The organism is Mangrovitalea sediminis (assembly GCF_002514725.1).
Classification (GTDB): domain Bacteria; phylum Pseudomonadota; class Gammaproteobacteria; order Pseudomonadales; family Oleiphilaceae; genus Mangrovitalea; species Mangrovitalea sediminis.
The window spans coordinates 1188327-1206255 of sequence record NZ_NTLB01000001.1 but is presented as its reverse complement, the minus strand read 5'-3'; the positions used below and the strand labels follow the sequence as shown (position 1 = coordinate 1206255).

Here is a 17929-nt window from a genome sequence, read left to right as displayed (position 1 = left end):
CACGGAATTCCGGCGGGCGCGCAGGGGCCACCCTCTCGCCCGCCGTTTAGCGATAAACAGTCAACCGTCTACAACGCCGTCAAAAACGACACCCCATAGACACCCACGAATTCCATTCCCTTGTCCGCCCCCGTACCGATCGGCACATCGCCGGTTTCCTCGCTCATGACCCGCTTCACGCGATAGCGGTGGTAGCTGCGGAGCACATTGCGAAACGGCAGGCACTGGCTGTCGTCCTCGCCATAGAGTTCCCGATGCAGCGACGGCAACCGGTACCAGGGAGTGTTGGGCTTGTCGTGATGGGCATTGTGATAGCCGAAGTTAAGCACCAGCAGGTTAACGAACCGGCCATGCCCCAGGATGTTCGAGAAGGTATTGCGCTGCTCGAAGTCGTGACTCGGACGCACCGGCGGCTTGGTATCGGCCTCCTGGCTGACGAAGACGTCGAAGGTGTGCTGATGCATGTCCATAAGGCGCATGACGGTGATAAACATCATATAGGCGAGCAGGTATCCCAGAAATGCCATCGGCATCCACCACAGCAGGGCCGCCAGCAAGCTCCCGCGGATAACCAGACTCGCCACGACCAGGCCGCGACGCTTGCGATACCAGGGGTTGGTGAAAGGCGCGCCGACCACGAAAGCATGCATCAGGATATCCACCGCCGGGATGTACAGCCACTCCAGCACTTCCGCCAGGCGCCGCAGACCCGGGTGCTCCCGGAGGAATTTGCGATAGTCGAACGACACGACGTCCGCCCGGTCCACATGATGACGGACATGCTTCAGGCGGACGTCTGCATAGGCGCCGTAACAGGCCCCGGTGAGCCAGGCCAGAAAGCCACCTAAACGCGCATTGGCCGACTGCTCGGCAAAGACGGTGTTGTGGGTGCACTCGTGGATCAGATAGGCGGCGATGGCCATGGCATGTCCCAGCAGCAGGACGCCAGGAACAAACGCCAGCCAGGAACCGGTGAACAACAGGGCAAAGCCACCGACGTAGGCCGCGACGACATAACCCAACGCCAGTACGTTGGGCCAGAAACCATCGTGGTAACGCAGTTTGAGAGACATCTCGACTCCTTAACTATAAAAAGCAGGGAAGGTTTTCTGCTGTTGCCAGAAATGCAGATCGTGATTGGGCCAGAGCAGGGCATTCTCCTGCTCGGCAATGCGTTTCAGCTTGCGGATGCTGCTCAGGGCGCTCTCGGTGTTGCAGCAGAGGCCGGGTGGAATCTCGCTGACAAGATTTTCCTGCAGATCGGCCGCATCGCCTGTCAGCAGGATCGGACGCCCCTTGGGCAGGGTAACCAGCATCGACATATGCCCGGCGGTATGACCCGGCGTCTCGATCGCAGTGATGCCCGGTAGCGGATGGTATTCCGAGGGTTGCAGGCGCCAGCGCACATCGACATCCAGATCGTCGGCAAAATAGGCTTCGTCGGTCAGGTTGCGTGCAGCTTCCAGCTCGCGGGCATGCACATGGACTTCGCAGCCGGGGAAATCGCACAGGCCGCCGGCATGGTCGAAATGGAGGTGTCCGCAGAACACCACATCGATATCCCTGGGCCCCAGGCCGAGCTTGGCCAGATAGGACACCACGCGTTGCTCCTCGTCCATTTCCGGTGGCCCGAACGGAAAGTCGGCGTAGTAGGCGTCCTTTAGCGTCGGGTCGGCAATCTTGCCGAAATCGCAGCCCACGTCATACAGGATGCGCCCCTGGCGCGTTTCGATCAGGTACGCCAGGATCGGTGCGGTGATAATCTCACCCGCACCGTGTCCGCGGGTGGAGAGTGTCTTGTCGTAACGGGAATACCCCGTCAACAGCGGATAGAAACGGGTGACCTGGGTCATTCGCTTTCCTCACAACTACCGGTAAATTTACCGATAAATGCACCAGCAAAAGGCAGCATGCGTTATTGCGGTGCAATCGGAGATAGGCCCGACGCCCTGTGGCGCGGTCTACGGGTCCCTGGGGTGATGCGTTAACAGGCTAGTGCGAAAGTCATGCCAGGACGACGGGAATCAAGGGGACGCCGGCAATCCGGTGTAGGTGGAAAGCGAGAAATCGATGTAGCGCTCAAGCCGTTCGATCACATCAGGCGTCAGCCGCAGCAAACGCGAACGGCCGTCTTCCGGGTTGGGAATTTCTTCCAGGTAACCCCGGGCAATGGCCTGGTTGAGATACTTCTTGGCGGTCTGTTCACTGACCCTGGGCATCAGGCGGTAGGCCTCTCCCCGCGTCAGCGGCAGATTGCCGGACAGCCACATCTTGGAAAAGAGATCGGTGAAATGCAGTTGATAAAAGTCCTGTCCAAAACAGTCGGACCAGTAGTCATCGGTCTTACGAAGCGCCGTAATAAAGGCGGTACGATGGTTTCGGGAATAGGTTCTGTTCATTATCCAGCAGCATAATGTAGCCATGGCAGGCACACAAGCGCCCACCCTACGCAGCCCAACCGCTGGCGAATCCAGCGGCTTCGATCAATGCAACGGGTCGCCTGGCGCATCGTCCCGATAACGCATCTGGGTGTAATAATTCGGCGCCTGGAAAAGCTCCCAGTAGAGCCAGGGGGTATAGCGGCCAGGCCAAACCATGTGCTTGAACGGCCAGGCACTGTCGACCCACATTTCCACCGTCTGCTCGATGCGCCGGCTGGTCATCATGGGAAGGTCCGGACGCAGCCAGAGATATGCCTCGGCGTCGTGGACGGGGCTCATGCTGGGATAGAGATAGAGACAGCCCAGGCAACGGTCGAACTCCGGCGTCACGATACTGTAGGCAAAGGAGCGTCGCTGACGGAATTCGCGAGCGTGCCAGGCCAGATCGGCACGGTCCTGTTCCAGCGTCAGGTTTTCCGGCGGCCAGCTGTCGTTTGGCTGGAACAGGTTCTGCAGCAGTTCGCGGCTTGCCTTGACCGCTTCGTAATCGATGCGGGCCAGCACCGGACCTGCCGGAACCAGTGCCCAACCCGACTCCTGGAACCCCTCCGGGATCTTCCAGGTGCTGGACACCAGGGGCCGGTAGGCCCGGACACGGCCCGTCCCACCCGTCGAAATTCGGGACGCGATAGCCATTTCCGTTCTCCTTTGCGCGTGCCTGTCTCATCTTCACATGCGATCCGGACAATATTCGCCCGGTCCTGGACACCCCAAAGCAACGGCCAGGCCAGTGTGCATAAACACTTTTTAAACATGGGGTTATGAGCAACATTAACACCCTGTAATCGGCCATCAGAGGGGCAGGCCCGGTTGGACAGACGTTAAACAGTGCAAAGGCTTTTGGCACGCCCCAACTTAGGGCCCGGGGCGTAGGCGGGACATGCTTTTCTCCCAGCTGACCGTGCGCAGATAGGCGCTACGCAGGGTTTCGACAGCAAATGGCGGCAGCAGCAGGGCAACCAGCTTGCCATCGGGATCGATCAGGGCCAGACGCTCGATCCGGGAACGTGCCACAGTGCCTGCCGGCAGATCGTAAGCGGATTTCAGGTCCCGGGCGAAAGCCGCCAGGCTGTCGTGAGCCCCCGTGACCGCATGGAAGCCATCGCCGTAGGGTTGCAGGTAGGCATGCAGCGCCTGCGGAGTATCGAGCGCCGGGTCGGTGGCAACCATCAGGAAACGCGGTTGCGGTTGGGACGGTTCGAGGGTGGCCCGAAGGGCTCTCAGTGTTTGCAGGGTGGCGGCACAATCGCCCACACAGCGGGTGCCGGCCAGGAAAGCCAGTGTCCAATGCCCCCTCAGGGCCCTTTCGCTATAGCGTGCCCCGTTATCGGCGCGCAGGGAAAACGACGAAATCTGCTGGCGCAGGGGAAAGACCACCGCATGCTCCGAACTCAGGTCCGGCGCCTTGGGGTTACCCGTGCCAGACGCCAGCCACTGTTCGCCGATGAACAACAGCACGATCAGCGCAATGACCGACACCAGCACGGCAACCGTCAGGCGAACGCCTCGCTGCTTCCGGGCAACAGGATCCATCCGTTAAAACACCATGTAGTGGTCCGCCAGCAGAAGGATAAACAGCCCCATCAGATAGACGATGGAGTACCTGAACGTGGCCAGGGCCACTCGCCGGTCATCGCCACGCAACAGCTTCACGGCATATGCGAGAAAGCGTAACCCCAGGATCAGGGCGCCCGTCAGGTAGAGCAGACCGGACATATGAGTGACGAACGGCAGCAGGCTGACCGACAGCAGCATCAGTGTGTAGAGCAGTATATGGATTTCCGTATAACGGTTGCCGTGGGTCACCGGCAGCATGGGAATTCCTGCCTTGGCGTACTCGGCTTTGCGATGAATGGCAAGCGCCCAGAAGTGGGGCGGCGTCCAGGCAAAAATGATCAGCACCAACAGCAGCGCATGGGGTTCGACACGCCCGGTAACGGCGGCCCAACCCAGCAGCGGCGGCATGGCCCCGGCGAGCCCACCGATAACGATGTTCTGCGGTGTCGCGTACTTGAGGAACAGTGTGTAGACACCGGCATAGCCCACCAGGGAAGCCAGGGTCAGCCAGGCTGTCAGGGCATTCACCTGCCAGACCAGCACGATAGTGCCGAGCAGACCGAGATTGGCGGCAAACGCCAACGCCGCCAGGCTGTCGACTCGCCCTTCGACCAGCGGCCGGTGCCGGGTGCGGGCCATAATACTATCGACCTTACGGTCGACCACATGATTGACCACCGCTGCGGCCCCCGCCAGTAACCCGATACCCAGATTGCCGAACACCAACACCTGCCAGGTGGGCAACGACTGTCGTGCCAGCAACATGCCGATGACCGATGTCAGCAGCATCAGCGCGACAACTCGCGGCTTGGTCAACTCCAGATAATCCCGCCAACCTGCCATTGCCGTTGACGGGAGCGCCTTCGGATGCTCGCTCATACGGCCATCTCCCGGCGATGGAGGGCGACCCACTGTTCGCCGTGACAGTGCTGCACGCGCCAACCGAGATTGACCATCGACAGCAGCAGGCCGGCCCCCATCGCGTTATGGGCCACGGCGACCGCCAGCGGCAGGTGAAAAACCACATTGCTGATACCCAGCGCAATCTGCATCGTCAGCACCGCCGCCGCCAGCAGCACCCAACGCGCCAGTTCCGTACCCCGCGTCATCCACCAGAGCCGCAGTAACAGGGTCCCCACAACCAATACAACGGCCAGGGCGCCGAGGCGGTGCATCATGTGAATCGCGACGCGGGCTTCGCTTCCCATCTGCCCCCCCAGATAGTTCGGGCCTATGGTCTGCAACAGGTCAAATCCCTGCCGGACATCCATCGTCGGCCACCACTGGCCATTGCAGGACGGAAAGTGGGTGCAGGCAATCGCCGCGTAATTGGAGGCCGTCCAGGCCCCGAGGGCGATTTGCGCAATCACAACCCCCAGCGCCGCATAGACCCAGGGCTTCATGTGAGCCAGCCGGATTTCCAACCCCCGCGACAGCGACGGCCGACGCCCCAACAGGCGCAGCGACAGCAGGCTGAGCAGGGTGACGGTGGTAAAGCCGCCCAACAGGTGGGCCGACACCACCTGCGGCCAGAGTTTGAGCGTCACTGTCCACATACCGAAGGCTGCCTGCAGCACGATCATCCCGGCCGTGGCAAGCGCGTGCCCCACAGGCACGCCTTCATGGCGGTGGCGCCAGCCGTAGAAGGCCAGACCAAACACCACCAGGCCCAGCGTGCCCGCAAAATAACGGTGGATCATCTCCGGCCAGCCCTTGTCCACGACTACGGGATCATCGGGAAAACGGGTTTCGGCAATCGCAATGGCGTGGGGGCTCTGGGGAACGTGCAGGAAGCCATAGCAACCCGGCCAGTCCGGGCAGCCGAGTCCGGCGTTCTCCAGTCGGGTAAAGGCCCCCAACATCACCACCATCGCAGCCAGACAGGCCGCCGCGAGCGCCCAGAGCCCCATGCGGCGCCTGACGAGATGACATCGATGGAGGCGTTTCTGAAGACTGAGATGCGCTGCGCGTTCCATAGCGGGCCTCCCCTCATGCAGAGTCTGTGGTGCAAACCTCAGCCGATCTGCGACAACCTCAACAACCGTTTCAGATCGTCCAGCATCCCCTTGCCCTTTTCCTGCCGGTCGTAACGTAGAACCAGATTGCCGTGGGGATCGACGACATAGATCTGGAGGGTCGACGGTTCCACCTTGCCCGGCCAGAGGGCCGGTGCCGGCATAGCCTGCAAACGCAGCAGTTGGGGATATAGGGTGGCCAGATCGAGACCCGCCGGCGGCTGGGACGACCAGAAGGCGCGGCTCAGCCGGTTGGAATCCTTACCCAGTGCGATATTCACCTGACGGACAGTGTGGAGCAGTTCGACACAGCGTTGATCGCAGCGGGGCGCCAGTATGAGCAGCATCCAGGCCGGATTCCTGGCGGCTGGCGCAAAGTGATCGGCCAGCGGCTGCCCCTCGATATCCCGCAACCCCAATTGCGCCACCGGTACCGTCGGCAACAGCAATTCACCGTGATTGACCCGGCCCGTGGGAATGCCCCAGCCGCTGTAATACATGAGGGTCGCCAGAATGAACGGGGAAAAACCGATCAGAAAGATCAGGGCGACCTTGAGACGCCCGCGCCGCACAACTTCGGGTGACGGGCTCTGCATGGTTTCACTCGCACTTATCGTCATCGTCGGACACCTTTCTGAAACTCGCCCATAGCGTCATGCCCAGCAGGACCAGTGCCATCAGGAACCACTGGGCCGAATAGCCAAAGTGCCGCGCCGGCCCCATGCGCAGGATCGGCCAGTCGACCCGGAAGGCACCCGGCTGGTCGGCGTTCTCCAGGCGCACGACATAGGCCGCGGACTGCCCTGTCAGGTCGTGCACGTCTTCCGGCTTGAGCGCCTGAATCCGCTTCGGCCACCCAGCCTCCGCACGTTTACCGCCGAGTAGCGGGGGCTCCGGGTAATCCGCTATCCGCGCCCGGATCGTTACCTGCGCCGTCGGCGTGGCGAAGGCCGGCAACACATCCCGGCTGACAGCTGCTGGAACCCAACCCCGGTTCACTACCAGCGTCTGGCCGCCATCGACTCGGAACAGGTCCAGCACCTCATAACCCGGCTGCCCGTCTCGCGTGCGGTTATCCAGCAACCACTGGAAATGCCCGTCATAATGGCCGGTCGCTCTCAACGGCTGCCCCCAGCGAGGATGACGCAACGCCGCCAGGGGCTGTTCCCTCTGCGCATGCCACTGCTGCAACAGCACCACCTTTTCGCGCCCCCGCTCGAACTGCCAGACGCCCAATCCGCAGAGGATCGGCAGCAGGACCAGGGAAAAGGTCCAGATCTTCCAGTTCGGGCACCATTGCCGCCGTGCGGTGCCCTGTCGTCCCATGAATAAATACATCGCGCTCTGCTATAGTGAGGGAGACCTTTCTTCGTCCTGGCGGAGCCCAGTCTTATGCTGAAAGTGCTCATCGTCATTGTGCTAGTGGCTGTCATTGTCAGCCTCTTCAGCGGCCTCTTTTTCCTGGTGCGGGACCGTGGCCGCAGTCAGCGCGTCCTGAACTCCCTGATCGTCCGTGTCGCCCTGTCCGTACTGTTGCTGGTCCTGATCGGCATTGCCCTGTGGACCGGTCACTTGCACCTGAATCCCACGCCTTGAACGCGGGCTACAGGATGTAGACGAACACGAACAGGCAGATCCAGACCACGTCCACAAAGTGCCAGTACCAACTGGCGGCTTCGAAACCGAAGTGGTAATCCGGCGAAAAGTGTCCCCGTAACACCCGTACCAGCATCACCGTCAGCGTGATGGCGCCGATCGTCACATGCAGGCCGTGAAACCCGGTGAGCATGAAAAAGGTCGTGCTGTAGATACCGGCTCCCAGGTTCATACCCAGCGCCGTGTAGACGTGGTGATATTCATAGGCCTGGCAACCGAGGAAGGTCATCCCCAGGACAATCGTCAGGGCAAGCCAGACTGTCAGGCCGCGACGATTATTCGACTTCAGGCACTTATGGGCGATGGTGACGGTCACTGACGAGGTCACCAGCAGGATGGTGTTGAAGAACGCGATTCCCCAGGCATCGACACCGCTCTTCGGTCCCTGGAACAGTTGGGGGTCCGGATTTTTCAGCAGGGGCCAGTTGTAGGTGAAATGCGGCCAGAGCAACGCCGTGTCGGCACGACCGCCGTGACCGCTCAACCAGGGAAGGGCAAACTCCCGCACGTAGAAAAGCGCGCCGAAGAAAGCGAGGAAGAACATCACCTCCGAAAAAATGAACCAGCTCATGCCCCAGCGGAAAGACTTGTCCACCTGCTCGTTGTAAAGGCGTGCCCGGCTCTCCTTGACCACACGACCAAACCAGCCGAACAGCATGAACACCATCAGGCCGATGGCCACGATGAGGAAGAACCAGGCCGTGCTGCTGGGTTTGCCGGCCGTGTAATTGATCATGATGGTGCCGGTGCTGGCCAGGAGCGTGAATAGCCCGACCGTCGCCACCAGCGGCCAGACGCTGTGATCCGGTACGTAGTAATGGTCTTTGCTTGCCATGACGGCCTCCGATGCTTCGTTGCCGCGTCAGTCGACGACCGGCGGCGTCGTCCAGGAGTGGTAGGGTGCCGGCGAAGGCAGATCCCATTCCAATCCATGGGAGCCTTCCCAAACCTTTGCTGTCGCCGGCTCGCCCGCCCTGACGGTCTTGATCACCAGGAACAGGAAAATGAGCTGGGTAGCGCCGAACAGGAAGGCGCCGACACTGGCCACCTGATTGAAATCGGTGAACTGCAGTGCGTAATCCGGGATACGTCGCGGCATACCGGCCAGCCCCAGGAAATGCATGGGGAAGAAGGTCACATTCATGCCGATGAAGGACAGCCAGAAGTGGGTCTTGCCCAGGGTCTCGTCATACATGCGCCCGCTCCACTTCGGCAGCCAGTAATAGACAGCCGCGAAGATGCCGAACAGGGCGCCGGAAACCAGCACATAGTGGAAGTGGGCCACCACGAAGTAAGTGTCCTGATACTGGAAATCCGCCGGCGCGATGGCCAGCATCAAACCGGAGAAGCCGCCAATGGAGAACAACACCACAAAGGCAATGGCAAACAGCATCGGCGTCTCGAAGGTCATTGAGCCGCGGAACATGGTCGCCACCCAGTTGAAGACCTTTACCCCGGTCGGCACCGCAATCAGCATGGTGGTGTACATAAAGAAGATTTCGCCAGCCACCGGCATGCCCACGGTGAACATGTGGTGCGCCCAGACCACGAAGGACAGGAAGGCGATAGAGGCCACCGCGTAAACCATGGAGGTGTAGCCGAACAGCTTTTTACGGGCAAAGGTCGGAATGATCTCCGAGATAATGCCGAAGGCGGGCAGGATCATGATGTACACCTCGGGATGCCCGAAGAACCAGAAGATGTGCTGGTACATCACCGGGTCGCCGCCGCCGGCCGCATTGAAGAAACTGGTGTGGAAGTGGATATCCATCAGCATCATGGTCACGGTGCCGGCCAGTACCGGCATCACCGCGATCAACAGGAAGGCGGTGATCAGCCAGGTCCAGACGAACAGCGGCATTTTCATCAGCGTCATCCCGGGGGCCCGCAGATTCAGGATGGTGGCGATGATATTGATCGCCCCCATGATGGAGGAGATCCCCATCATGTGGACCGCGAAGATGAAGTAGGTGGTGCTCGGCGGGCCGTAAGTGGTCGATAGCGGCGCATAGGCCGTCCAACCGAAGTTAGGGGCACCGCCGGGCATAAACAGGGTCGACTCCAGTAGCACAAAACCGGCCACCAGGAGCCAGAAACTCCAGTTGTTCAATCTCGGCAGCGCCATATCCGGCGCGCCGATCATCATGGGTATCTGCCAGTTGGCCAGACCAACGAAGGCCGGCATGATCGCCCCGAAGATCATGGTCAGCCCGTGCATGGTGGTCATCTGGTTGAAGAACTCGGGTCTGACCAGCTGCATGCCCGGCTCGAACAGTTCCGCCCGGATGACCATGGCGAAACTGCCCGCCAGCAGGAACATCGTGAAGCTGAATATCAGGTACATGGTCCCGATATCCTTGTGATTGGTCGTGAAGAGCCAGCGGGTTATGCCCTTGGCCGGGCCGTGCGCGTGATGCTCTTCCTCGGCATGTGTATCGACGACCGCACTCATGGTGAACTCCCGTTAACGTCATCGTTATTCTTGCTGTTCCGGAATAACTGCTGTTCCGCCTAACCGGATTCCCGACTCGCTATTTTTCCTGTTCCGCCTTGAGCACCTCCTGCGGCGTCACCTTCTGACCGGTGTTGTTGCCCCAGGCGTTACGCTCGTAGGTGATGATGGCGGCGATATCGACCGGACTCAGTTGCTTGCCGAAAGCCGGCATCATGGTGCCCGGGCGGCCATGGATCACTGTGTAGATATGCTGGCTGGGGTCCGGCCCGGTGGTAATGGGTCGACCTTTGAGCGGAGGTATGGTCGGCGGCTGCCCCACGCCGGTCGCCTGGTGGCAGACCGCACAGTTGGCGTCGAACTTATCCTTGCCGCGGGACATCAACTCGGCCATCGTCCAGGTCTTGCTGTTCAGGGCGGCCAGCTGCTCGGCCTGCTTGCGCTGTTCGGCAACCCACTTGTCGTAATCGGCCTTGGGCACGGCCTTGACCACGATGGGCATGAAGGCATGGCCCTGGCCACAGAGTTCGGCGCACTGGCCGCGGTAGATGCCCGGCTTGTCGATCCTGGCCCAGGTTTCGTTGATATAGCCGGGAATGGCGTCTTTCTTCACGCCCAGGTCCGGCACCCACCAGGAATGGATCACGTCGTTGGAGGTCACCAGGAAGCGGACCTTCTCGCCGACCGGCAGGACCAGGGGTTTATCCACTTCCCGCAGGTACCACTTGTCCTTGGGCATCATGTTGTGGATTTCGTCCTGGGGGGTCGACAGCACACTGAAGAACCCGAACTTGTCATCCAGGTACTGGTAATGCCATTTCCACTGATAGCCTGTGATCTTGATATCCACCGCCGACTTGCTGGTGTTGTACATATCCAGCAATGTCGCCGTCGCCGGTACCGCCATGGCCACCAGGATCAGCAGGGGCACGATGGTCCAGGCTATTTCGACCAGGGTATGTTCATGGAAATTGGCGGATTTGTGCCCGAGGGACTTGCGGTGAAACAGCACGGACCAGAGCATGACACCGAACACCACGATGCCGATCACAACGCAGATCCAGAAGATGGTCATGTGGAGGTGGTAGATCGACTGGCTGACTTCCGTCACACCCCGCGGCAGGTTGACCGCCCAGTCAGCAGACACATTCGGTGACATCAGGACAAGTGCGACAGGAACCCCTGCCCACAGAGCGTGCACGCGCATATCGTGTCTCCACAGATTCTCTTATAGTTGTAAACTTCTGCGTGACACTTCCCGTACTGCTTGCCATGCCAGGAGCCGGTAAAACAGCAACAACCTGGCCGTGCAGGAAGCCGTTTCACGGATACACCTTTTCTACGCGCTTTCAGTATAGACAGGTGTGGCCATAACTCTCAAAGATCTGGTTAAAATTTAACCAGCTTAAAAATTCGTTTTTATTCCTTAGCGCCCTTAAAAATGCCTAACTCCCAACAATCCTCTGGGTGGCTATCCGCCTTTTGCCATGCCCCGGGCGCCCTCGACAAGCGACTCTGGAGCCTGGCCTGGCCACTGATGCTGACCAATATCACCGTCCCCCTGCTGGGTCTGGTGGACACCGCTGTGCTCGGCCACCTGTCGCAGCCGGACTATCTGGCTGCCGTTGCCGTCGGTGCCAACCTGTTCAGCGTGCTTTACTGGGCCTTTGGCTTTATGCGCATGGGCACCACCGGGCTGGTGGCCCAGGCGCGGGGCCGCGGTGACGGGGCAGCTGTCAACCGCCTGCTCCTGCAATCGCTGCTGCTGGGACTGGCCATCGGGCTGCTGATCATCCTGCTGCAATGGCCGCTGATTCATATCGGCCTGCATCTCATGCAGGCGAGCCCCGCGGTTACCGTCCTGGCAACGGACTATGCCGACATCCGCATCTGGAGTGCACCCGCGGTACTCTGCCAGTACACGGTGGTGGGATGGCTGATCGGCGTACAATACCCACGCGGCCCGATGCTGGTGATGATCGCCGCCAACGGGCTCAACATGTTGCTGGATATCACCTTCGTCACCGGTCTGGGCTGGAACAGCAGCGGTGTCGCCCTGGCAACACTGTTGGCGGAATACCTGGCCACCGGACTGGGCCTCTGGCTGGTCTGGCGGCAGCGCCCACGGGATGAACCCATTGCTTTTGAGCGCCTCTGGCACTGGCGGGACTATGCCGACATCCTGCACGTCAATCGCTATCTATTGGTCCGCACCCTTTGCCTGCTGCTGACATTTGCGTTCTTTACCGCGCAGGGCGCGCGCCAGGGCGACACCATCGTCGCCGCCAATGCCGTGCTTCTGACCTTCCTGATGCTGATATCCAACGGCCTGGATGGTTTCGCCAACGGCGCCGAAGCCTTGGTCGGGGAAGCCGTCGGTCGCCGCGACAAAGCGCTGTTCAAGGCTGTCTGCGTGACGGCACTGCGCTGGGCCCTGCTGGCGGCAGTATTATTCTCGCTGGTGTTCCTGATCGGCGGTCACCTGATCATCGCAGGACTGACCGACATTCCCGCCGTCCTGACGACCGCAGGGGACTATCTGCCCTGGGTCTGGATCCTGCCGTTGGCCGCCGTATGGAGTTACCTGCTCGACGGCATCTTCATCGGAGCGGTACAGACCCGCGCGATGCAGAACACCATGCTGGCCTCGGTGTTCCTGATCTTCCTGCCGGCATGGTGGCTGACACGCCCTTTCGGCAACCATGGCCTCTGGTTTGCCCTGACGTTGTTCATGCTGAGCCGCGGACTCACCCTCGGTTGGGGCTTCCGCCGGCTTTCGCGACCTTGGCGCTGGTTCTAAAAGTCATTGTTTGCCCACAGGGAATGGCCCAAGCGGACAGCCCGAAATCCTGCCGATTGCGCGCAAGATTCGCAGTCTCGACTACACTGAGAATGATTGCCATTGATCGCCCCGCATCACGGCGCCTTCTCTGGCCCAGGCAGGTTCAACATCGACAGACAGGTTGCCGTTAGCCCGCGTCGTACCGAGTTCGACAGGGCACTGACAGGAATTGGAGCCGACGTGTTTACACTCAGGAGAGGCTTCTCCAGCCCGGCATTGTCACCTCTGGATTTGCACATTCCACGGTCGGCAGGGAATTGATGTACGAAAGAGTAGCAGTACCGTTCATGACACCAGAAACGGTCTTCAGCATCATCGATCAGGCCAAGCAGCAGGAAACGTTGTCAGGTCAGTTCCGCCGGCATATCGCGGCGCGCCTGACCGAGCTGCCGCCCATCGTGACAATACGCCATCGCGACCCCCGGCATTGCCTGCTGCAGTTCGCGATCGAATACATCGAGATGGCACCCCGCCTGATCGAGTGTGTCGGCGTGTGCGCACGCGAAGCGAACAAACAAGCCCTGTTCCGTCCATTCACATCGGCCGCCATCAACTATTTTGTGCAGCCTTCGATGCTGCTGGCCCGTTACGATGGGCTGGACGGTCTGTTGATCAAGGCCTATCTGTGCCACCGGCTGATGGAGGAGATGTATGAAAACAACAAATCCATTCGCAACAGCCAGCTGGTCGAGGTCGAAGCCACCCAGGCCAATCTGCTGACACATCATTTGATCGGCGAACCCTTTGCCAACGAACTGGACCAGGCCATTTTGATCACGGTCCGCCAGATCGCCGGCACGCCCGATTACTATGAACTCAATCTCGACCCCTTTGTCGAACAGGTACGCCACACGGCCTGGAACTGGATGCGTGAATACTGGCGCGACCTCCTGCTGCGTAATCACATTGGTTTTCAGTTCAATTACCGGCGGCCAGTCTGAAGGGCCCCAGGAAGCTACGGTGAATGCATCACCAATCGCAGGACATCCCCGGAACAGGCGCCCGTCGCCACAAAGTAACCGCACCGGTATCATCGCCCTCGTGGGTGCCGGGCCGGGGTGGCTGTGGCGCGGTCTCGCTTTGGCACTCGGTTTCTGTCTCTGCCTGGGCGGCGCCCAGGCGGCCACCCTGTCGGTCACCGTGAGGAACGCTGACGGCAAGCCACTAGACAATGCGGTGGTCACTGCCAATTGGCGGGGTAGCGCCGCGCCGCCACCCACCGCGACACCCGCAATCATGGCACAGGAGCATCGTGCTTTCGTGCCTCACGTGCTGGTGGTGCCGCGGGGCAGTCTGGTCGCCTTTCCCAACCGCGACACCACCCGCCACGAAGTCTATTCGTTCTCTCCGCCAAAAGTTTTTGAAATCGACCTTTACGCCGGTCAACCCAAGAAACCCATTCCCTTCGATAAGCCCGGCGTCGTCGTTCTCGGATGCAATATTCACGACACCATGCGGGGATATATTATCGTGACCGAGTCTCCCGCCTGGGGTAAGACGGATGCCCGGGGACAGATCACGCTTTCCGGCCTCCCCCTCGGAAATGTGACACTGAAGGTTTGGCATCCCTGGCTCGCCGCGCAGGCTGATCGTCCCACCCGACAGGTTGATACCACCCGAACCACCGAGGTCACGATGACCCTCGATGTGAAACCGCCGATCAAAGCCCCCGAACCCCTGTCCAACCTCCAGCAACGCTTCAACCGGCTGAATCCGTGAGCAGTCGACGCCTCGGTTTTCGCGGCAGACTGCTGGTCACACTGCTATGCCTGATTATTATCGCGCAATTGGTTACTGCCTTCGCTGTGTTGCGTGCCGCCCGTCAGGAGGCCTTCAGTCGTGCCCACGAAAAATTGGATGTGGGCGTCCGCGTTCTGCACCAATTGATTGTCGGCCGACAGGCCCAGCTACTGAGCACCGTGCGAGTGCTCGCGGACGACTTCGGTTTCAAGTCAGCGGTGGCAACCGGTGACAAGCCCACACTGGAGTCGGTCCTGGCCAATCATGGCGATCGCGCCCACGCCAACCTGGTCATTCTCAGTAATATTCAAGGGCGCATCGAAGCGGAAGTTCCCGCCGTCGACGCCATGTCCGGCCCCTTTCCCTTTCCGGCACTGCTGCAACAGGCCCGCATGGCTGGCCAAGCGGCGTCGGTTGTCATGTACCGGCACCAGGCTTTTCTCATGGTATTGGTCCCGGTCAAGGCCCCTCAGCCCATCGCCTGGGTCGGTATGGGTTTCAGGCTCGATGCGACCCTGGCCCATTCGCTGAGTCGGCTGACCCAACTCGACGTCGCCTTTTGGGGACAGGACCAGCAGGGTGGGCGTTATGCCGTTTCCACCCTGCCCAAAACACGCCTGACATCGTTGCGAGACCAGTTGCCTGAACAACCGGGTGAGCGGAGGCGCCTGCTGGAGAGCCCGCACTTTCTCTCCATGACCTCAATCCTGGCGGAAAGCCCTGAGTACCGGGTCGATGCCCTCCTGATGCTGGATAAAGCCCAGATACTGGCCGGTTACCGCTCACTGGAAGCCAACCTGTTGCTGCTGTTCGGGATTGCCATGCTGCTGTCCGTTGTGGCGGCCGTCTGGGTGGCCCGTACCATCGGCCGCCCCATCCTGACGTTGAGCCACTTCGCACAGCGCATTGGTGCCGGAGAAACCGTGCCTCGCCCGGACATCCGTGACAGGGGCGAAGTAGGACTACTGGCGCAGACGCTGGAAACCCTGCAGGAACGGATTCGCGAACGGGAAGGTCGTATCCGCTTCCAGGCCCGCCACGATAGCCTGACCGGCCTGCCCAACCGTACCGCCATGGACGAAATCCTGCGTGTTCGCCTGGTGGAGCGCCAGCCGGGTACCGTTCTGCGCCTCTCAGTACGCGAGTTCAAGGAGATCAACGACACTCTTGGCTATCAGATGGGCGACCAGGTCCTGCAGTCCGCCGCCCTGCGCATACGGGCCTTTATCGGGGGCGATGGCTATCTTGCGCGCATTGGCGGCAACGATTTCATGGCACTATTACCGGACAGAAGCCCCTCCGGCATGGATCGCGACGACCTGACACGACATATTCTCAACCTACGCGAACGGATCGAGCAACCCATTCGCCTGATGGACACCCCCATCACCCTGCACATGGTAATCGGCGTATTACGCCTGCCTGAACATGCCGACACCCTGAACAGTCTTTGGCGCCGTTCTGCCATAGCCCTGAGTCAATCGCGAACCGCCAACGGCCAGACGGTGTATTACGAAACGGGCATGGACGAAAGCCACCTGCGCGAACTGACCATTATCCGGGACCTGATTCCCGCGCTGGAGGCTGGCCACATGTTCATGCTCTACCAGCCAAAGATCGATCTGGGCGACGCCAGTCTCAGCCAATTCGAAGCCTTGATTCGCTGGCGCCATCCCGAGATGGGGTTTATACCGCCGGACGAATTTATCGCCCTGGCCGAACGGTCGGGACAAATCGGTATCCTCACCCGCTGGGTGCTCGAACGTGTCATCACGCAGTTGTCGGACTGGTGGGAATCAGGTCGACACTATGGGGTCGCTATCAACCTGTCGGCACAGGATCTCAGCAACGGCGACCTTCTGGTCATTCTCGAAGAACGGCTGAAGGAGAGTCCGGTGCCACGGGATCGCATCACCTGTGAAGTCACCGAAAGCGCGCTCATCCGAGATCCTGAACAGGCTGTCCGGATCCTCGACGGTCTCAAGGCGATGGGGTTGCGGATCGCCATCGATGACTTTGGCACCGGTTACTCCTCCCTCGCCCAATTGAAGCGGCTCCCCGTCGACGAGCTGAAAATCGACAAGTCCTTCGTACTCAAGCTGAACAGCAGCCCGGAAGATCAGATGATCGTACGCTCGACGATCGATCTCGGACATAACCTGGGCGTCGACATCGTGGCAGAAGGCGTAGAGAACATCGAAAGCTGGCACCTGCTGGCCCAGTTCGGCTGCGATACCGCTCAGGGCTACCTGATCGCGAAGCCCCTGGCGGTGGACGATATCATCGACTGGGAAACGGATTTCGACGCACGGCGCCGCCACTTGATGAAGGCCCCCGAAAGCCCCGGTAGCCGCGACCACAGGAGACCATCGTGAAATCGCTTGTTCCACTCATCATTGCCGGCGTTTTGGGCCTGGCGCCAAGTCTCGCCTCTGCCGCTCCCGGTAGCCGCCTGTGGGCCACAGGGGGGGTTACCTCCTTCGAGGGTGCGGCAGGCGGTGGACTTACGCCCTGGGCGCTGATCGCCGGCTATGACAGCAGCCAGCAGTGGGGAGGCACCGTGGCGCAATCCACCGCCCATCTCCAGGATTACACGCTGAATGTGACCGCAGCGGCCGTCAGCTTCGACAATCGTGTCGAGCTCAGCCTGGCTCGCCAGCGACTTGATCTCGACACCCTGGGCGGCAGGCTGTCGATGGATACCCTGGGTCTCAAGGTCCGCCTTTACGGCAGCGCGCTCTACAACCGCTGGGGAGAGTGGAGTCTCGGCATAGAACACAAGCACGATCGCAACTTCGCCCTGCCCAGTGCCGTCGGTGCCCGCAGCAGCTCCGGCACCGATGTTTACCTGGCGGCCAGCAAACTGTTCTTCGGTGTCGTTGCCGGACGCAACCTGCTGCTCAACGCCGATATTCGAGCCACCAAGGCCAACCAGACAGGCTTCCTTGGCTTCGGTGGCGACAAGCATGACCGCTATCAGCCGGAGTTTGAGGGCAGTGCCGGTGTCTTCGTCAACCGACAATGGCTGGTTGGAACAGAATACCGGCAAAAACCGGACAACCTGAATTTTGCCAAAGAGGACGATTGGATGGATCTCTTCGTCGCCTATGTGCCCAATCGCAGTCTGGCGGTTACCGCCGCCTGGGTGGACCTCGGCGCTATTGCCGGCCTCAAGCACCAGAACGGCCCCTATCTCTCCGTGCAGGGCAGCTTCTAGAAAGGAGGA

General features: G+C 60.5%; 18 protein-coding genes. 6 read left to right on the top strand and 12 right to left on the bottom strand.

Annotated elements, in window-relative coordinates; translation table 11 throughout:
- Positions 1-68: 68 nt before the first annotated feature.
- The 9 genes from CLR77_RS05645 to CLR77_RS05605 form a co-directional block, all read right to left on the bottom strand.
- Positions 69-1073, bottom strand: a complete 1005-nt coding sequence (locus CLR77_RS05645) for a fatty acid desaturase family protein (RefSeq protein ID WP_097459567.1) — start codon at positions 1071-1073, stop codon at positions 69-71.
- Positions 1074-1082: 9 nt separating this feature from the next.
- Entirely contained in the window at positions 1083-1853 is a 771-nt protein-coding gene (locus CLR77_RS05640) for an N-acyl homoserine lactonase family protein (protein ID WP_097459566.1), read from the bottom strand.
- Between the two features lie 171 nt (positions 1854-2024).
- Positions 2025-2399 (bottom strand): helix-turn-helix domain-containing protein, encoded by a 375-nt coding sequence (locus tag CLR77_RS05635; RefSeq protein WP_097459565.1) that lies wholly within the window; start codon positions 2397-2399, stop codon positions 2025-2027.
- A gap of 84 nt (positions 2400-2483) precedes the next feature.
- On the bottom strand, positions 2484-3077 hold the full coding sequence (locus tag CLR77_RS05630) for a hypothetical protein (protein WP_097459564.1): 594 nt from the start codon (positions 3075-3077) through the stop codon (positions 2484-2486).
- 219 nt (positions 3078-3296) lie between these two features.
- Positions 3297-3974, bottom strand: a complete 678-nt coding sequence (locus tag CLR77_RS05625) for an SCO family protein (protein WP_097459563.1) — start codon at positions 3972-3974, stop codon at positions 3297-3299.
- 3 nt (positions 3975-3977) lie between these two features.
- Positions 3978-4877, bottom strand: a complete 900-nt coding sequence (gene cyoE, locus CLR77_RS05620; RefSeq protein WP_097459562.1) for a heme o synthase — start codon at positions 4875-4877, stop codon at positions 3978-3980.
- Positions 4874-5974, bottom strand: coding sequence for a COX15/CtaA family protein (locus CLR77_RS05615; RefSeq protein WP_097459561.1), 1101 nt, complete (start codon positions 5972-5974; stop codon positions 4874-4876). Before CLR77_RS05615 ends, cyoE begins: the two co-directional genes overlap by 4 nt.
- Before the next feature lie 38 nt (positions 5975-6012).
- Positions 6013-6633: a hypothetical protein gene (locus CLR77_RS05610; RefSeq protein ID WP_097459560.1), complete on the bottom strand. Its 621-nt coding sequence runs from the start codon at positions 6631-6633 to the stop codon at positions 6013-6015.
- Entirely contained in the window at positions 6614-7351 is a 738-nt protein-coding gene (locus CLR77_RS05605) for an SURF1 family protein (protein ID WP_227519811.1), read from the bottom strand. Before CLR77_RS05605 ends, CLR77_RS05610 begins: the two co-directional genes overlap by 20 nt.
- 54 nt (positions 7352-7405) lie before the next feature.
- Between CLR77_RS05605 and CLR77_RS05600 the strand changes: the two genes are divergently transcribed.
- Positions 7406-7609, top strand: coding sequence for a twin transmembrane helix small protein (locus CLR77_RS05600; protein WP_097459559.1), 204 nt, complete (start codon positions 7406-7408; stop codon positions 7607-7609).
- Positions 7610-7616: 7 nt separating this feature from the next.
- Here CLR77_RS05600 and CLR77_RS05595 read toward each other — a convergent pair whose 3' ends face one another.
- From CLR77_RS05595 to coxB, 3 genes are all read right to left on the bottom strand, one after another.
- On the bottom strand, positions 7617-8504 hold the full coding sequence (locus CLR77_RS05595) for a cytochrome c oxidase subunit 3 (protein WP_097459558.1): 888 nt from the start codon (positions 8502-8504) through the stop codon (positions 7617-7619).
- Positions 8505-8531: 27 nt separating this feature from the next.
- Positions 8532-10121, bottom strand: coding sequence for a cytochrome c oxidase subunit I (ctaD, locus tag CLR77_RS05590; RefSeq protein WP_097459557.1), 1590 nt, complete (start codon positions 10119-10121; stop codon positions 8532-8534).
- Positions 10122-10200: 79 nt separating this feature from the next.
- Positions 10201-11328 carry a cytochrome c oxidase subunit II gene (coxB, locus tag CLR77_RS05585; RefSeq protein ID WP_097459556.1) on the bottom strand — a complete coding sequence of 376 codons (1128 nt, stop codon included), beginning with the start codon at positions 11326-11328 and terminating at the stop codon, positions 10201-10203.
- A 234-nt stretch (positions 11329-11562) separates the two neighbouring features.
- On the opposite strand from coxB, the gene CLR77_RS05580 reads away from it, so the two are divergent.
- From CLR77_RS05580 to CLR77_RS05560, 5 genes are all read left to right on the top strand, one after another.
- Positions 11563-12921, top strand: coding sequence for an MATE family efflux transporter (locus tag CLR77_RS05580; protein WP_227519810.1), 1359 nt, complete (start codon positions 11563-11565; stop codon positions 12919-12921).
- A 329-nt stretch (positions 12922-13250) separates the two neighbouring features.
- Positions 13251-13904, top strand: a complete 654-nt coding sequence (locus tag CLR77_RS05575; RefSeq protein WP_097459554.1) for a hypothetical protein — start codon at positions 13251-13253, stop codon at positions 13902-13904.
- A 19-nt stretch (positions 13905-13923) separates the two neighbouring features.
- Positions 13924-14682, top strand: a complete 759-nt coding sequence (locus CLR77_RS05570) for a methylamine utilization protein (RefSeq protein WP_097459553.1) — start codon at positions 13924-13926, stop codon at positions 14680-14682.
- Positions 14679-17078 carry a putative bifunctional diguanylate cyclase/phosphodiesterase gene (locus CLR77_RS05565; RefSeq protein ID WP_097459552.1) on the top strand — a complete coding sequence of 800 codons (2400 nt, stop codon included), beginning with the start codon at positions 14679-14681 and terminating at the stop codon, positions 17076-17078. The genes CLR77_RS05570 and CLR77_RS05565 overlap by 4 nt, the downstream gene beginning before the upstream one ends.
- Positions 17075-17920, top strand: coding sequence for a DUF3034 family protein (locus tag CLR77_RS05560; protein ID WP_227519809.1), 846 nt, complete (start codon positions 17075-17077; stop codon positions 17918-17920). Before CLR77_RS05565 ends, CLR77_RS05560 begins: the two co-directional genes overlap by 4 nt.
- The last annotated feature ends 9 nt before the right edge of the window (positions 17921-17929 follow it).

What these genes read in the sequence shown, in the direction of transcription:
- CLR77_RS05610 (WP_097459560.1), bottom strand. Translation starts at nt 6,633, where the DNA reads ATGACGATAAGTGCGAGTGAAACCATGCAGAGCCCGTCACCCGAAGTT.
- CLR77_RS05575 (WP_097459554.1), top strand. Translation starts at nt 13,251, where the DNA reads ATGACACCAGAAACGGTCTTCAGCATCATCGATCAGGCCAAGCAGCAG.
- CLR77_RS05605 (WP_227519811.1), bottom strand. Translation starts at nt 7,351, where the DNA reads ATGTATTTATTCATGGGACGACAGGGCACCGCACGGCGGCAATGGTGC.
- CLR77_RS05595 (WP_097459558.1), bottom strand. Translation starts at nt 8,504, where the DNA reads ATGGCAAGCAAAGACCATTACTACGTACCGGATCACAGCGTCTGGCCG.
- CLR77_RS05600 (WP_097459559.1), top strand. Translation starts at nt 7,406, where the DNA reads ATGCTGAAAGTGCTCATCGTCATTGTGCTAGTGGCTGTCATTGTCAGC.
- ctaD (WP_097459557.1), bottom strand. Translation starts at nt 10,121, where the DNA reads ATGAGTGCGGTCGTCGATACACATGCCGAGGAAGAGCATCACGCGCAC.
- CLR77_RS05645 (WP_097459567.1), bottom strand. Translation starts at nt 1,073, where the DNA reads ATGTCTCTCAAACTGCGTTACCACGATGGTTTCTGGCCCAACGTACTG.
- coxB (WP_097459556.1), bottom strand. Translation starts at nt 11,328, where the DNA reads ATGCGCGTGCACGCTCTGTGGGCAGGGGTTCCTGTCGCACTTGTCCTG.
- cyoE (WP_097459562.1), bottom strand. Translation starts at nt 4,877, where the DNA reads ATGAGCGAGCATCCGAAGGCGCTCCCGTCAACGGCAATGGCAGGTTGG.
- CLR77_RS05580 (WP_227519810.1), top strand. Translation starts at nt 11,563, where the DNA reads ATGCCTAACTCCCAACAATCCTCTGGGTGGCTATCCGCCTTTTGCCAT.
- CLR77_RS05615 (WP_097459561.1), bottom strand. Translation starts at nt 5,974, where the DNA reads ATGGAACGCGCAGCGCATCTCAGTCTTCAGAAACGCCTCCATCGATGT.
- CLR77_RS05640 (WP_097459566.1), bottom strand. Translation starts at nt 1,853, where the DNA reads ATGACCCAGGTCACCCGTTTCTATCCGCTGTTGACGGGGTATTCCCGT.
- CLR77_RS05630 (WP_097459564.1), bottom strand. Translation starts at nt 3,077, where the DNA reads ATGGCTATCGCGTCCCGAATTTCGACGGGTGGGACGGGCCGTGTCCGG.
- CLR77_RS05625 (WP_097459563.1), bottom strand. Translation starts at nt 3,974, where the DNA reads ATGGATCCTGTTGCCCGGAAGCAGCGAGGCGTTCGCCTGACGGTTGCC.
- CLR77_RS05635 (WP_097459565.1), bottom strand. Translation starts at nt 2,399, where the DNA reads ATGAACAGAACCTATTCCCGAAACCATCGTACCGCCTTTATTACGGCG.